The sequence below is a fragment of the Streptomyces sp. NPDC088124 genome (assembly GCF_040685895.1).
Classification (GTDB): domain Bacteria; phylum Actinomycetota; class Actinomycetes; order Streptomycetales; family Streptomycetaceae; genus Streptomyces.
Genome location: NZ_JBFBJB010000002.1, coordinates 16879 through 30831 on the forward strand (window position 1 = coordinate 16879; position 13953 = coordinate 30831).

Genomic DNA, 13953 nt, shown 5'->3' on the forward strand with positions numbered 1-13953 from the left:
ACGGGGGCGGTTCCGGGTCCGTCCGCGGACTGGTCCACACCCCTCAACGCTTCGAAAATACGCACGAAAAATCGCTCCCGCCAGCAAGGAAGGCCGTACTTACCAGGCCGCGGGAGGGGGGCGGGGGCGGCATGGAACCCGTGGTGGGGCCGCCGGATGCCAGCCGGGTGACAGGGGGGTTGCACGGGACTTGTCCGGTGTTCCGCGTGGCAGGGATGCCGGAAAGAAGGCGCGAGGTTCATGTCGGCGGGTGCGGTGTTCGACGGACGCGGTGTCCGGCGGGTGCGGTGTTCGACGGGTGCAGTGTCCGACGGGTGCGGTGTTCGCGCGGCGCAGGTGCGGCGCAGGTAAGGGGTCACACGATGGGGCAGACCGTATGCGACCCCGCCGCCGGGATCGCGGTGGTACGTGACCGGGCGCGCGGCGCGCTGCTGGGGCTGGCCGTCGGCGACGCGCTCGGCGCGCCCGCAGAGAACCTGCGGCCCTCCGAGATCCGGCAGCGCTGGGGCCGGATCGAGGGCTTCGTGTCCGACCGCCCGGCCGGTACGGACGACACCGAGTACGCCATCTTCTCCGGGCTGCTGCTCGCCCGGCACGGCTCGGCCCTGACCGTCGCCCATGTCGAGAAAGCGTGGCACCACTGGCTCGCGGACCACGACGAGGGCCCGTTCCGCGGCGCCGGTTTCAGCGAGCGCGGCACCCTGGAGAACCTCAGGCGCGGGCTCGCCGCGCCGATCACCGCCCAGCACCGGCACGCGTGGAGCGACGGGCTCGCGATGCGCGCCGCGCCCTTCGGGGTCTTCGCGGCGGGCCGCCCCGAGGAGGCGGCGCGGCTGGTCGCCGTCGACGGCCGGGTCAGCCACGACGGCGAGGGCATCTACGGCGGCCGGGCGGTCGCGGCGGGGGTGGCCGCCGCGATGACGGGCGCCGGCCCGGCCTCGGTGATCGCGGCGGCGCTCTCCGTGGTTCCCATGGACTCCTGGACGGCCCGCACCCTGCGCCGCGGCGTCGTCGCCGCGGAGCGCGCCTACCCCGACACCCTCACGAGGGAGCGCGCGGTCCGTTCGGCGGTGGTCATCGGCGGCTACCCCTGGACCGACCTGGCCCCGGAGGCGGTGGGCCTGGCCTTCGGCGCGTTCGCGGCGGCGCGCGGTGACTTCCGTACGTCGGTGCTCACCGCCGTCAACATGGGACGCGACGCCGACACCACGGCCGCGGTCGCGGGCGCCCTGGCGGGAGCGCTGTCGGGGGCGCGGGCGATCCCCCCGGAATGGTCCTCGGCCATCGGCCCCGTACGGGGCAGCTGTCTGCCCTCGATGCGCGGCTACCACGTCCTGGACATCGCGGACCTGCTCACCCCGTACGACGACGAAGAGGCGGCCTCATGACGACAGGACTGCACGGAGACAGCGCCGGGCGCGCCACGGACGGGGGCGTGACGGGGCTCCGTCCCCGCGTCGACGCCCCGCCCGCCGCGCGCCGTGCTCCCGTACGGCGGATCGAGGGCCTGCTCCTCGGACTCGCCGCCGGGGACGCCGCCGGGTGGCCCGCCGCGCGGCACCGGGCGGCCCGGATGCCCGAGTGGACCCGGCGGCTCACGCGCGAGCTGGACACCTTCGCCGAGCAGAACGCGACCACCACCCTCCCCGTTCCGATCGCCCTCAACCAGCCGCCCGAACCGCTCCGGCTCGGCCCTTCCGACGACGCCGAGTGGGCCGCCTTCGCCGCCGAGTGCGTGCTCGCCGCGGCCGGCCCGCGCTTCGACGGGAGCGCCCCGGCGCGCCGGATGCGGGTCGCCGTCGACCTCGCCTGGAACTCCCTGGCCGGCGAGATCGCCGCCGCCGCGGCGCGCGCGCCCGAGGTCGAGTCGGCCGTGCCGCCCCTGCGGGCCCGGATCTCGGTACGCGCGGGCCTCGGCAATCTCGCCACCGGGCTGCGCCCGCCCGCCACCGGCCACGACAACCCGCACTACTTCGACGACGCGGCCTGTGTCCGCGCCGCCGTCCTCGCCGCCGTCCACCCCGGCGACCCGTCCGGCGCCGCCGCGCTCGCCGAGTTCGACGCCCGCTACACCCAGGACGGCGACGGGGTGCACGGCGCCCGCGCCACGGCCGCGGCGGTCGCCGCCGCGCTCGGCGGCGCGGAACCCGAGGCCGCCGTGGACGCCGCGCTCGACCAGCTTCCGTGCGCCACGGAGATCGGCCGCAACGCCCGCCACGCCGTCAAGCTGGCCCGGGACTTCGCCGAGGAACCGGCCGGTGCCTTCGCCCTCGTACCACTGCTGGAGCATCAGATCGTCGACCACGTCTACAGCTACGGCATCGCCGCGGCCGAGACCGTGCCCGTCGCCCTCGCCCTGACCCTCGCCGCCCGTGGCGAGGTCAGCGGCGCGGTGCCCGCCGCCGCCTGTCTCTCCCGGGTCGCGGACTCCGCCCCCGCCCTGGCCGGCGCGCTCAGCGGCGCGCTCGGGGGCGCGGACGCCGTGCCCGTCGCCTGGCTGGACGCCTGCCGCACGCTCGCGGGGTGCGCGCTGCCGCGGTTCGCCGGTACGGATCTGGTGGAACTCGCCGGGCTCCTCGCAGCCACGGAACTGACCGCTTCAGGTGGACAATTCCGACATGACGACGCTGAGCACTCCCCCGACGCCCGGCACTCCCCCACCGTCCGTCACCTCTGAATCTCCTGCCACGCCTCCCGACCCGCCCGGCCCTGCGACCGCGACCACAACCACAACCACAACCACAACGACCCTCGCCGACCGGATCACCGGCGCGCTGACCGGCGCGGCCGTCGGCGACGCGCTCGGCGGGCCGGTCGAGGGGTACTCCCCCGAGCAGATCGTGGAACGGCACGGCGGCCGGGTGACCGGCATCGTCGGCCCGTGGTACGAGGACTGGCGCACCGCGCGCCCGCTCGCCCCGTACCACAAGGGCGACGGCCACATCACCGACGACACCCTGATGACCCACGCCCTGATCCGGGTGTACGCACGCGTCCGCGACCACCTCGACGCGTACGCGATCGCCGAGCACCTCGTCCCCGACCTGATCTCTACGCCCCGCTGGATCCCCGAGCTGGAGGCCGAGGCGCTGCCCCTGCAGCGACTCTTCCTCGCCGAGAAGTGGCTGGTCACCCGGGTGCACTACGGGCACGTCGACCCACGTGAGGCGGGCACGGGCAACATCGTCAACTGCGGCGCGGCAATGTACATGGCTCCGGTGGGACTGATCAACGCCGCGCATCCGCAGGCCGCTTACGCCGAGGCGATCGATGTGGCGGGCGCCCACCAGTCCTCGTACGGGCGGGAGGCGGCCGGTGTCTTCGCCGCCGCCGTCGCCGCCGCCTGCGCGCCGGGCGCCACGCCCGCCACGGTGGTGGAGACCTGCCTCGCCGTCGCGAAGGACGGCACGCGCGCCGCGATCGAGGCGGTGTGCGAGGTCGCCTCCCGCCACCGCTGCACGGAGTCGGCGCTGCGCGGACTGCGCGAGGCCGTCGCCCCCTTCGACACCGTCGGCCCGCACTACCGCGCCCCCTCCCTGGGCGCCCGCAGACCGTCCCGGCTGCACTCCATCGAGGAACTGCCCATCGCACTGGGCATGTTGCTGATCGGCGCGGGCGACTACCGCCGTACGGTGCTCGGTTCGGTGAACTACGGCCGCGACTGCGACTCGATCGCCACGATGAGCGGCGCGCTCGCGGGGGCGCTCGGCGGCGCGGCGGCGGTCCCACCGGAGTGGGCCGACCGGGTGTCCGAGGCGAGCTGTCTCGATCTCCGTTCCCCGGCACGGGAGTTGACGGAGGTGACGTACGAGGTGTTCGCCCTGGACCGGGAGCGGCGCCGCGCCCACGAGGCGGCCTTCACGAAACTGACGGAGCGTCGGATTCAGGACGCGCGATGACCGGACGCGCGGCCACCGGACGTACGGCGACGGGGCGTACGGCGACGGGTCTGCGCCTCACCTGGGTGCAGCCCGAGGATCTCCTCGGCCATGAGCTGCGCCAGGCGGCGGAGGACGGCCGCGACGCCTCGGAGATCGCCGGCCGCTGGCGCGCGGCGGGCGGCGCCCCCGCACCGGATCGCGCCGGCGCCTCAGGGGCACCGGCCGGCCCTCGACTGCGCGCGCTGGCAGGGCAGTTGCTCGACGAGCTGGCCGAGCTGCCCCGGCCGCGCGCCGAGGCCGAGCCGACCGACCTCACCGCGATCCGGGCGGCCTGCCCCTCCTGGCCCCCCGGACCGGCGGAAGGACGCGATCAGCACGCCCGACCGGCGCTGACGCAGCCCGCGTTGCACGCCGCCTGGCTCGGCCGCGCCGCCGGCTGTCTGCTCGGCAAGCCCGTCGAGAAACTCCCCCTCGCCGGCATCCGCGCCCTCGGCCGCGCCACCGGCAACTGGCCGCCGCGCACCTGGTTCACCGCGCGCGGCGTACCCCCGGAGCTGTCCGCCGCGTACCCCTGGAACCGGCGCTCCGCGCCGAACTCGCTCGCCGAGAACATCGACGGGATGCCGGAGGACGACGACCTCAACTACCCGCTCCTCAATCTGCTGCTCCTGCGGCGCCACGGGCCGGAGTTCACCACCGCGCAGGTCGCCCGGGTGTGGCTGGAGGAGCTGCCGGCCGGGCGTACCTTCACCGCCGAGCGGATCGCGTACCGCAATCTGCTCGACGGGATCGAGCCGCCGGACACCGCCCGGCACCGCAACCCGTTCCGGGAGTGGATCGGCGCCGCCATCCGGGCCGACACCCACGGCTGGACCCACCCCGGCGACCCGGCCTCCGCCGCCGCGCAGGCCCACCGGGACGCGACGCTCACCCACACCGCCAACGGTGTGTACGGCGCGATGTTCGTCGCGGCGGTCATCGCCACGGCGGCCAGGAGCGCCGATGTCCACGCGTGCCTGCGGGCCGGGCTCTCCGTCGTACCGCCCCGCTCCCGGCTGGCGGCGGCGGTGCGTCTCGGCATCGAAACCGCCCGCGCCGAAAGGGAGTTCGACGCCGTGGCCGATGTGCTGCACACCGAGCTCGGCCACTACCACTGGGTGCACGCGGTCCCGAACGCGGCGCTGCTGGCGGCCGCCCTGACTCACGCGGACGGCGACTTCAGCGGCTCCATCTGCCGTGCCGTGTCCGGGGGCTGGGACACCGACTCGAACGGCGCGACGGCCGGTTCGGTCGCCGGGCTGCTGGCCGGCCACCCGGCCCGGCTGCCCGACCGCTGGACCACTCCGCTCAAGAACCGGCTCGCGACCTCCGTCGCCGGTTTCCAGGACATCGGCTTCGACACCCTCGCGGAGCTGACCCGCGCGGCCATCGGCACCGCCCCCCGTACCGAGATCGAGATCGAGATCCCATGACACCGCAGACGCCCGGGACAACCGACCCGACCGAGCCGACCAGGACAACCGGGAGGACCGGCCCGACCGGGACGACCGCCGCCGCCACCGCGTCCGGAGGCGCCGGACACCCCCGCCCGCTCCCCCTCGCCGGGATGCGCGTCCTCGATCTCGCGACGCTCTTCGCGGGGCCGCTGGCCGCCACCCTCCTCGGTGACTTCGGCGCCGAGGTGATCAAGGTCGAGCACCCCGGCCGCCCGGACCCCTCGCGCGGCCACGGCCCCGCCAAGGACGGCGTCGGCCTGTGGTGGAAGGTGCTCGGCCGCAACAAGCGGACGATCACGCTCGATCTCGCCACCCGGGGCGGCCGTGAGCTGCTGCTCGGGCTCGCCGCGCGGACGGATGTGATCATCGAGAACTTCCGGCCCGGCACCCTGGAGAAGTGGGGCCTCGGCTGGGACGAGCTCTCCCTGGCCAACCCCCGGCTCGTACTGGCCCGGGTGACCGGCTTCGGCCAGTACGGCCCGTACGCGCACCGCCCCGGCTTCGGCACACTCGCCGAGGCGATGAGCGGTTTCGCCGCCACCACCGGCGAGCCGGACGGGCCGCCCACCCTCCCGCCGTTCGGCCTCGCCGACTCGATCGCCGCGCTGGCCACGGCGTACGCGGTGCTGACGGCGCTCGCCGGGCGGGACGCCACGGGCCGGGGCCAGGTGGTCGACCTGGCGATCATCGAGCCGATCCTGGCCGTGCTGGGGCCGCAGCCGCTCTGGTACGACCAGCTCGGCTACGTCCAGCCCCGTACGGGCAACCGCTCGCGCAACAACGCGCCCCGCAACACCTACCGCACCGCCGACGGCTCCTGGCTCGCGGTCTCCACCTCCGCTCAGTCCGTCGCGGAGCGGGTCATGCGGCTGGTCGGCCGCCCCGAGCTGATCGACGAGCCCTGGTTCGCGACGGGTGTCGGGCGGGCCGGCCACGCGGAGATCCTGGACGACGCGGTCGGCTCCTGGATGGCCCGGCAGACCCGCGACGAGGCGCTGGCCGCGTTCGAGCGGGCCGAGGCGGCGATCGCGCCCGTCTACGACATCCGGGACGTGATGGCCGATCCGCAGTACCGGGCGCTCGACACGATCACGGAGGTCGACGACCCCGAGCTGGGGCCGCTGCGGATGCAGAACGTCCTCTTCCGGCTCTCCGAGACGCCCGGCGCGATCCGGTGGGCGGGCCGTCCGCACGGCGCGGACACGGACACCGTCCTCACCGAGCTGGGCCTGACGGCGGCGGAGATCGCGGCGCTGCGCGCGGAGGGCGTGCTGTGACCGCCGTGCCCACCCCGCTGACCTGGCTGTACGTCCCCGGGGACCGGCCGGAGGTGATGGCGAAGGCGCTCTCCTCCGGGGCGGACGTGGTGATCGTCGACCTGGAGGACGCGGTGGCGCCCGAGCGCAAGGCGTACGCGCGCGCCGCCACCGCCGAGTTCCTGGCCGGGCCGCACCCGGTCCCCGTCCACGTCAGGATCGCCGACGAGCGGGACCTGCCCGCCGTGGCCGCGCTGCCGGGGCTCGACGGGCTCCGGCTGCCGAAGGTCACGCACGCCTCCGACATCCACCGCGCGGCGGCCCGCGCCCCCGGCGTCGCGCTCTACGCGCTGCTCGAATCGGCCCTCGCCGTGGAACACGCCCACGCCATCGCCGCCGCGCACCCGGCGGTCCGTGGCATCGCGCTGGGCGAGGCGGACCTCCGCGCGGACCTGGGAGTGCGGGACGACAGCGGCCTGGACTGGTCGCGCGGCCGGGCCGTGGTGGCGGCGCGGGCGGCGGGGCTGGCGCCCCCGGCCCAGTCGGTCTTCCCCGACGTACGGGACCTGGACGGGCTGGCGGCCTCCTGCCGCCACGGCCGGGCGCTGGGCCTGCTCGGCCGGGCGGCCATCCACCCGCGCCAGCTCCCGGTGATCGAGCGCGTCTACCGGCCGTCCCCGCAGGAGATCGCGTCGGCGGAGGAGATCATCGAGGCGGCGGCCGAGGAGGCGGGCGCTCAGGCACTGGTCGACGGGCGATTCGTGGACGCGGCGATCGTCGCGGCGGCGCGCCGCACACTCGCCCTGGCGGTACGGGGGCAGGAGGCGGCCACCTGACGCCGTACCCGGCCCGTGAGCGACGCTCCCCGACGCCGGGGGCCGGGCGGGCCGGCACCGGGCGGTCGGCACCCGAAGTACGGCGACGGCCCGGCCCCTCTCAGGGCCGGGCCGTCGCCGTACTCGTTGCCTCGTGCCCCGTGCTCAGCCCTTGCCGGTCTTCCCGGCCCCGGCCGGGGAGTCCGTGGCGGTGTCCGTCGTGGCGTCCTCGCCGGACTTCCCACTGGACTTCCCGCCGGACGTGCCCGCCGGCTTCCCGCCGGACGTGGCCTCCGCCTTCGCGTCGGACCCGGTGGCCGTCTTCGCGTCCGCCTTCGTGTCCGTCTTCCCGTCGGCGTCGCCGTCCGCCTTCGCCTCCAGGTCGGGCTCCACGATCTCCTCGCGCCCCGGCCGGAGCCGCGACGAGATGACGATGTAGGTAACCGCGAGCAGGAAGACGAGCGCCGCCGTCCAGACGTTCAGCCGGAGGCCCAGGATGTGGTGTGCCTCGTCGACGCGCATGTACTCGATCCAGGCGCGCCCCACGCAGTACGACGCGACGTACAGGGCGAAGACCCTGCCGTGACCGAGCTTGAAGCGGCGGTCTGCCCAGACGACGAAGAGCGCGACGGCGACGCACCACAGCGACTCGTAGAGGAAGGTCGGGTGGTAGAGACCGGCTTCCCGGTTCGGGCCCGCGCTGATCTTCAGTGCCCACGGCAGATCCGTCGGCTTCCCGTAGAGCTCCTGGTTGAACCAGTTGCCCCAGCGGCCGATGGCCTGCGCGAGCACGATCCCGGGGGCGATGGCGTCCGCGTACGCCGGGAGAGGGATCCCTCGGCGGCGGCAGCCGATCCAGGCACCGACCGCGCCCAGTGCGATCGCGCCCCAGATCCCGAGGCCGCCCTCCCAGATCTTGAAGGCGTCGACCCAGTTCTCTCCCTCGCTGAAGTAGAGCTGGTAGTCGGTGATCACGTGGTAGAGACGGCCGCCGACGAGTCCGAAGGGCACCGCCCAGACGGCGATGTCGGCCACCGTGCCGACCTTTCCGCCCCGGGCGACCCAGCGCTTGCCGCCGTACCAGACGCCGACGAAGACACCGATGATGATGCAGAACGCATAGCCGCGCAGCGGTAGTGGTCCGAGATGGAGCACTCCGGTCGACGGGCTGGGAATGTAGGCAAGGTCCATGGCAGAACCGACGGTACAGTGCCGGGCGGGAGCTGCGGCAACCCGCCCGGCATCCGGATGTCCCTCCCGGCCGACTTTTTTTCCTCACAGGGGCGCGGTCGGCGCCGGTCGCGGGACCGGTCCCCTACGCGGCGGAGGCCGTCCGTGCCCCACCCGGCCGTTGCCGGGCGCCGTCCCTGGTCTCAGGCGGCGGGCCGCTCCCCGGGCCGGGCCTCGGGAACCGTCGACGAGTGCGCCGCCGGCTCCTGGGCGCCCGGGTCGTCCGAGGCGTCCGAGGCGGACTCCGAAGCCGGTGCCTCGTCGGGGCCCCGCCGGTCCCGCTCCGGGGCTCCCGCCGGGATCGAGGCCGGCGCCGTGGGCGTGGCCGTGCCCGGCTTCTTGCCCTTGTTGGCCTCCTTGACCCACTTCTTCAGATTCTCCGGGGTGATGTCCTCGCTCCCCTTCTTCGGGAAGACCGTCTCACCGTTGAGCAGCACGGCCGGCGTCCCGGAGAAACCGCCCGTGCGGAACGCCTCGGCCGCCTTGTCCACCCACTGGTCGTGCCCGCCCTTCTCCACGCACGCGCGGAAGCCGGGCGCCGACTCCAGGCCGGGCACCTTGCCCGCCAGCTCCAGCAGCTTGTCGTTCCGCGCGAAGGCGTCGTCCGTCTCCAGCGGCTGGTTCGCGTAGAGGACGTCGTGGTACGGGGCGAACCTGCCGGCGTCCTGAGCGCACGCGGCGGCGTTGGCCGCGCGCAGCGAGCCCGTCCCGCCCATGTTGCCGTCGATGATCGTCGCGAGGTGGTACTCGACCTTCAGCTCGCCCGACCGCTCCAGCTCATGGATCACCCGCCGGAAGCCGTTCTCGAACTGGGCGCAGGCCGGGCAGCGGAAGTCCTCGTACACCGTGAGGGTGGACGGCGCGTCCGTCGCCCCCACGGGGATCGCCAGGTCGTCCTTGCCGTTCACGCCGGACGGCGCGCTCGCCGCGCCCGCCGCTTCCATCTCCCTGTCCTTCTTCACGTTCGCCGCGATCACACCGACGACGCCGACCATGCCGAGCACGCCGGCCACGGTCGCGGCCATGATCAGCGTGCGCCTGCGCTTCTCCCGCGCCCGGTCCGCCACGCGTTCCTGCTGGAGCCGCTCTCTCGCGCTCCTCTTTGCCTCACGGTTCTTCTCGCTCACGCCCACAGCAACGAACCGGGGAGGTGCCTCCGCACCTCCCCGGTCCCACTTCCACCCGTACGGGTGACCCTGCCGCCCGGTGTCCCCGGGCGCCCGGGGTCAGCGCTTGCGGACGCCCTCGGCCAGTTCAGCGGCGAGTTCGCGCACCGCGGCCAGCCCCGCCGCCGGGTCGGGGGCGTCCAGCATCCGCTTGACGAACGCGGAGCCGACGATCACGCCGTCCGCGAACCCCGCGACCTCCGCGGCGTGCTCGGCGTTGGACACCCCGAGCCCGACACAGACCGGCAGGTCGGTGGTGGCGCGGGTCCGCTCCACCAGGTTCCGGGCCTCCAGGCCCACGGAGGTCCGTGTCCCGGTGACGCCCATCAGCGAGGCCGCGTAGACGAAGCCGCTGCCGGCCGCGGTGATCGTGGCCAGCCGCGCGTCCTTGCTGCTGGGCGCCACCACGAAGACGGTCGCCAGACCGTGCTTGCCGGCGTGTTCGCGCCATACGGCGGACTCCTGGACGGGCAGATCGGGCAGGATGCACCCGGCGCCGCCCGCCTCGGCCAGCTCGGCGGTGAACCGCTCGACGCCGTACCGGTCGATCGGGTTCCAGTACGTCATCACCAGCACCGGCTTGCCGGTCGCCTCGTACGCCTCACGGACCGTGCGCATCACGTCGGCGATCTTCACGCCGCCGCGCAGCGCGATGTCGTCGGCGGTCTGGATGACGGGGCCGTCGAGCACGGGGTCACTGTGGGGCAGCCCGACCTCGACGATGTCGGCGCCGCCGTCGAAGACCGCCTTCACGGCGGCGATGCCGCCGTCCACGGTGGGGAAGCCCGCCGGAAGGTAGGCGATCAGCGCGGCCCGGTTCTCGGCCCTGGCGCTCGCGAGGGTGTCGTTCAGCAGCCCGATGTTCCCGCTCACTTGGCGTCCTCCCCGTTGCCGTTACCGGTGCCGTTACCGCTGCCGGTGCCGCTGCCCTTGCCGTTGTCGTTGTCGTTGGACTGGTCGTACAGGCCGAAGTACGTGGCCGCGGTGTCCATGTCCTTGTCGCCGCGCCCGGAGAGGTTGACGACGATCAGGCCGTCCTTCCCCAGCTCGCGCCCCAGCTCCAGCGCCCCGGCCAGCGCGTGCGCGCTCTCGATCGCCGGGATGATGCCCTCGGTGCGCGAGAGCAGCAGCAGCGCCCGCATCGCGTCGTCGTCGGTCACGGCCCGGTACTCACCGCGCCCGCTGTCCTTGAGGTACGCGTGCTCCGGGCCGATGCCCGGGTAGTCGAGCCCGGCGGAGATCGAGTACGGCTCGGTGATCTGGCCCTCCTCGTCCTGGAGGACGTACGAGCGCGAACCGTGCAGGACGCCGGGCTCGCCCGCCGTCAGGGTGGCGGCGTGCTCGCCGGTCTCGACGCCGTGCCCGGCGGGCTCGCACCCCACCAGGCGGACGCCGGCGTCGGGGATGAACGCGTGGAAGAGGCCGATCGCGTTCGAACCGCCGCCCACGCACGCCACGGCGGCGTCGGGCAGCCGTCCGGCGCGCTCCAGGATCTGGCGGCGGGCCTCGACACCGATGACGCGGTGGAAGTCGCGGACCATCGCGGGGAAGGGGTGCGGGCCCGCGACCGTGCCGAACAGGTAGTGCGTACGGTCGACATTGGCCACCCAGTCGCGGAACGCCTCGTTGATGGCGTCCTTCAGCGTCCGGCTGCCGGACTTCACCGGGATGACCTCGGCGCCCAGCATCCGCATCCTGGCCACGTTCAGCGCCTGGCGCTGCGTGTCGATCTCGCCCATGTAGATGGTGCATTCGAGACCGAACAGCGCGCACGCGGTCGCGGTGGCGACCCCGTGCTGTCCGGCGCCGGTCTCGGCGATGACCCGGGTCTTGCCCATCCGCCGGGTCAGCAGGGCCTGGCCGAGCACGTTGTTGATCTTGTGTGAACCGGTGTGGTTCAGGTCCTCACGCTTGAGGAAGATCCGCGCGCCGCCGGCGTGCTCGGCGAACCGGGGGACGTCGGTCAGCGCGCTGGGCCGGCCGGTGTAGTTGACCAGGAGGTCGCCCAGCTCGGCGACGAAGGCGGGGTCGGCCTTCGCCTTGTCGTACTCGACGGCGACCTCGTCGACGGCGGCGACGAGCGCCTCGGGGATGAACTTGCCGCCGAAGGCACCGAAGTACCCCTCGGCGCTCGGGACCTGACCCTCGGGGTCGGGAATGAAGAACGGTGAAGACGGTGAATCGGACACGCGGGAACTCCTCGGAACAGCGGACGGAGGGCACCGTGGCGCGCCGGGCAGGCCTCATCGCCGCGGGAAGAAGCGTCTGTCTGGACGCGTGGGCGCGTGCGATCACCTGCTCCGGCGCGGACCGCGCCGAGACCCACCCGGACCTGCCGGTCGGCGGATGACCCGGACCTGCCGGTCACGGGCGACCCGCACCTACCGGTCGGTGGGTACGGGGGTCTGGGGCGCGGTGGTGCGACGCCATCGCATTCCGTTGACCTGGCCGGGCTCGTCACCGATCACGTACCGCACCCGCCGTCCGTGCACCCGCCGGGCCGGCGCGCGGCAGCCCCGCGGACGGCACCCGCGCGCGAGCGGCGCGTGGGCGTCCGGCGTCGGGACCGCGGAACGGACGGCGGCGGGCATGGCGGGGTCAGTCCCTCCCGTGCCGCAGCGCGGGGTGCGCGCCCGCGGCGACCAGGTCCGCGACCGCGGACTTCGGGTCACGGCCGGTGACCAGGGACTCGCCGACGAGTACGGCGTCGGCCCCGGCGTTGGCGTACGCGATCAGGTCGTGCGGCCCGCGCACCCCCGACTCGGCGATCTTCAGGATGCCGGCCGGGATCTCCGGGGCGACCCGCTCGAACGTGGAGCGGTCGACCTTGAGGGTCTTCAGGTCGCGCGCGTTGACGCCGATGACCTTCGCCCCGGCGTCCACGGCGCGCTCGGTCTCCTCCTCGTCGTGGACCTCCACGATCGGGGTGAGCCCGATGGACACGGCCCGCTCGATCAGCGAGACGAGCGCCGGCTGTTCGAGCGCGGCGACGATCAGCAGCGCCAGGTCGGCGCCGTGCGCGCGCGCCTCCCAGAGCTGGTACGAGGTGACGATGAAGTCCTTGCGCAGGACCGGGATGTCGACCCGGGCGCGGACCGCCTCCAGGTCGGCCAGCGAGCCGCCGAAGCGCCGCTGCTCGGTCAGTACGGAGATGACGGCGGCGCCGCCCGCCTCGTAGTCGGCGGCGAGGCCCGCGGGGTCGGCGATCGCGGCGAGCGCGCCCTTGGACGGGCTGGAGCGCTTGACCTCGCAGATGACCTGGACGCCCTCACCGCTCAGCGCCGCGAGGCCGTCCTTCGCCTGGGGCGCCTTGGCCGCGCGCTCCTTGAGCTCGTCGAGGCCGACACGCGCCTGCCGCTCTGCGAGGTCGGCGCGTACGCCGTCGATGATCTCGTCGAGCACACTCACGCGAGCGGCCCCCTTCCGGTACGGGTGCGGTTCACTTCGGATCGTACCGACGGCGGCCGGAGCTGCCATCGGGCGCTGTTCGGCCACGTCGTGGGGTCCGACCCTCCCGATGCTAGCCGGAAGTGGTCGAAGGGCCCGCATCCGGTCGGCCGAGCGTGCCGTTCCCAGGGCCCATCATGGCGCGAGCCAGGAGCCGAAAGGCATGTTTCTGATGACGCTGAAGGCCACGAGGACGGCACCGAGCGTCCACCACCACAGGGGGCGCTGGGTGATGCGCAGGGGGAGCCCTTTTGCGGCTCTTACCACCCAGATCACCCACACGACCGCGAAGATCACGTAGCCCACGAGGGCCAGGGCGTTGTCGCCGAACGCGGTCAGCGGGTCGCCCTGGGCCAGGGCGTGGGCACCGCGCAGGCCGCCACAGCCGGGGCAGTAGAGACCGGTGAGGCTGTAGAGCGGGCAGGGCGGGTAGTGGCCGGATTCGTTCGGGTCGACCAGGCCGACGTACGTGAACGCGGCGGCGACCCCCGCGAGGGCGGCGAGCGGCGGCAGCAGCCGCCTGACCCGGGACGCCGACTGCGGCACCTCGTACGGCGCGGGCGCCCCGGGCACCGCGGGCGGCGGCTGCCGTGGGTCGGCCGGCGTCGGCGCGGCGGGCGGGTGCGGGGCGTTCGGCGCGTGGTCCACGCGGTGATTGTCCC

General features: G+C 74.2%; 14 protein-coding genes. 7 read left to right on the forward strand and 7 right to left on the reverse strand.

Annotated elements, in window-relative coordinates:
* The first annotated feature begins 362 nt into the window (after positions 1 to 362).
* The 6 genes from AB0P17_RS01405 to AB0P17_RS01430 all read left to right on the forward strand — a co-directional run bounded on the left by AB0P17_RS01405 (position 363) and on the right by AB0P17_RS01430 (position 7469).
* Complete coding sequence (locus AB0P17_RS01405; protein ID WP_365806519.1) at positions 363 to 1388, forward strand: ADP-ribosylglycohydrolase family protein; 1026 nt, start codon at positions 363 to 365, stop codon at positions 1386 to 1388.
* A complete protein-coding gene (locus AB0P17_RS01410; protein WP_365806521.1) occupies positions 1385 to 2677 on the forward strand; it encodes an ADP-ribosylglycohydrolase family protein in 1293 nt (430 codons plus the stop codon). The genes AB0P17_RS01405 and AB0P17_RS01410 overlap by 4 nt, the downstream gene beginning before the upstream one ends.
* Positions 2619 to 3899, forward strand: a complete 1281-nt coding sequence (locus tag AB0P17_RS01415; protein WP_365806522.1) for an ADP-ribosylglycohydrolase family protein — start codon at positions 2619 to 2621, stop codon at positions 3897 to 3899. Before AB0P17_RS01410 ends, AB0P17_RS01415 begins: the two co-directional genes overlap by 59 nt.
* Positions 3896 to 5353: an ADP-ribosylglycohydrolase family protein gene (locus AB0P17_RS01420; protein WP_365806524.1), complete on the forward strand. Its 1458-nt coding sequence runs from the start codon at positions 3896 to 3898 to the stop codon at positions 5351 to 5353. Before AB0P17_RS01415 ends, AB0P17_RS01420 begins: the two co-directional genes overlap by 4 nt.
* A gap of 134 nt (positions 5354 to 5487) precedes the next feature.
* Positions 5488 to 6654 (forward strand): CoA transferase, encoded by a 1167-nt coding sequence (locus tag AB0P17_RS01425; RefSeq protein ID WP_365806908.1) that lies wholly within the window; start codon positions 5488 to 5490, stop codon positions 6652 to 6654.
* Positions 6651 to 7469 carry an aldolase/citrate lyase family protein gene (locus AB0P17_RS01430; RefSeq protein WP_365806526.1) on the forward strand — a complete coding sequence of 273 codons (819 nt, stop codon included), beginning with the start codon at positions 6651 to 6653 and terminating at the stop codon, positions 7467 to 7469. Before AB0P17_RS01425 ends, AB0P17_RS01430 begins: the two co-directional genes overlap by 4 nt.
* 144 nt (positions 7470 to 7613) lie before the next feature.
* Here AB0P17_RS01430 and lgt read toward each other — a convergent pair whose 3' ends face one another.
* The 4 genes from lgt to trpB form a co-directional block, all read right to left on the reverse strand.
* Positions 7614 to 8639, reverse strand: a complete 1026-nt coding sequence (lgt, locus tag AB0P17_RS01435; RefSeq protein ID WP_365806528.1) for a prolipoprotein diacylglyceryl transferase — start codon at positions 8637 to 8639, stop codon at positions 7614 to 7616.
* Positions 8640 to 8821: 182 nt separating this feature from the next.
* Entirely contained in the window at positions 8822 to 9805 is a 984-nt protein-coding gene (locus AB0P17_RS01440) for a thioredoxin domain-containing protein (RefSeq protein WP_365806530.1), read from the reverse strand.
* Between the two features lie 99 nt (positions 9806 to 9904).
* Entirely contained in the window at positions 9905 to 10717 is an 813-nt protein-coding gene (trpA, locus tag AB0P17_RS01445) for a tryptophan synthase subunit alpha (protein WP_365806532.1), read from the reverse strand.
* The gene (trpB, locus tag AB0P17_RS01450; protein ID WP_365806534.1) at positions 10714 to 12033 is read right to left on the reverse strand and encodes a tryptophan synthase subunit beta; all 1320 of its coding nucleotides are present in this window, start codon (positions 12031 to 12033) and stop codon (positions 10714 to 10716) included. Before trpB ends, trpA begins: the two co-directional genes overlap by 4 nt.
* 35 nt (positions 12034 to 12068) lie before the next feature.
* Here trpB and AB0P17_RS01455 point away from each other — a divergent pair, with 35 nt between their 5' ends.
* Positions 12069 to 12194 (forward strand): hypothetical protein, encoded by a 126-nt coding sequence (locus AB0P17_RS01455; RefSeq protein WP_365806535.1) that lies wholly within the window; start codon positions 12069 to 12071, stop codon positions 12192 to 12194.
* Positions 12195 to 12225: 31 nt separating this feature from the next.
* Here the strand turns inward: AB0P17_RS01455 and AB0P17_RS01460 are convergent, their stop codons facing one another.
* From AB0P17_RS01460 to AB0P17_RS01470, 3 genes are all read right to left on the reverse strand, one after another.
* Entirely contained in the window at positions 12226 to 12435 is a 210-nt protein-coding gene (locus AB0P17_RS01460) for a tryptophan synthase subunit(beta) (RefSeq protein WP_365806536.1), read from the reverse strand.
* A 7-nt stretch (positions 12436 to 12442) separates the two neighbouring features.
* Complete coding sequence (trpC, locus tag AB0P17_RS01465) at positions 12443 to 13252, reverse strand: indole-3-glycerol phosphate synthase TrpC (RefSeq protein WP_365806538.1); 810 nt, start codon at positions 13250 to 13252, stop codon at positions 12443 to 12445.
* Between the two features lie 174 nt (positions 13253 to 13426).
* Positions 13427 to 13864, reverse strand: a complete 438-nt coding sequence (locus AB0P17_RS01470; RefSeq protein ID WP_365806910.1) for a DUF2752 domain-containing protein — start codon at positions 13862 to 13864, stop codon at positions 13427 to 13429.
* Between the last annotated feature and the right edge of the window lie 89 nt (positions 13865 to 13953).

Coding starts and splice junctions, on each gene's coding strand:
- AB0P17_RS01405 (WP_365806519.1), top strand. CDS start 363: ATGGGGCAGACCGTATGCGACCCCGCCGCCGGGATCGCGGTGGTACGT.
- AB0P17_RS01410 (WP_365806521.1), top strand. CDS start 1,385: ATGACGACAGGACTGCACGGAGACAGCGCCGGGCGCGCCACGGACGGG.
- AB0P17_RS01415 (WP_365806522.1), top strand. CDS start 2,619: ATGACGACGCTGAGCACTCCCCCGACGCCCGGCACTCCCCCACCGTCC.
- AB0P17_RS01420 (WP_365806524.1), top strand. CDS start 3,896: ATGACCGGACGCGCGGCCACCGGACGTACGGCGACGGGGCGTACGGCG.
- AB0P17_RS01425 (WP_365806908.1), top strand. CDS start 5,488: ATGCGCGTCCTCGATCTCGCGACGCTCTTCGCGGGGCCGCTGGCCGCC.
- lgt (WP_365806528.1), bottom strand. CDS start 8,639: ATGGACCTTGCCTACATTCCCAGCCCGTCGACCGGAGTGCTCCATCTC.
- AB0P17_RS01460 (WP_365806536.1), bottom strand. CDS start 12,435: ATGCCCGCCGCCGTCCGTTCCGCGGTCCCGACGCCGGACGCCCACGCG.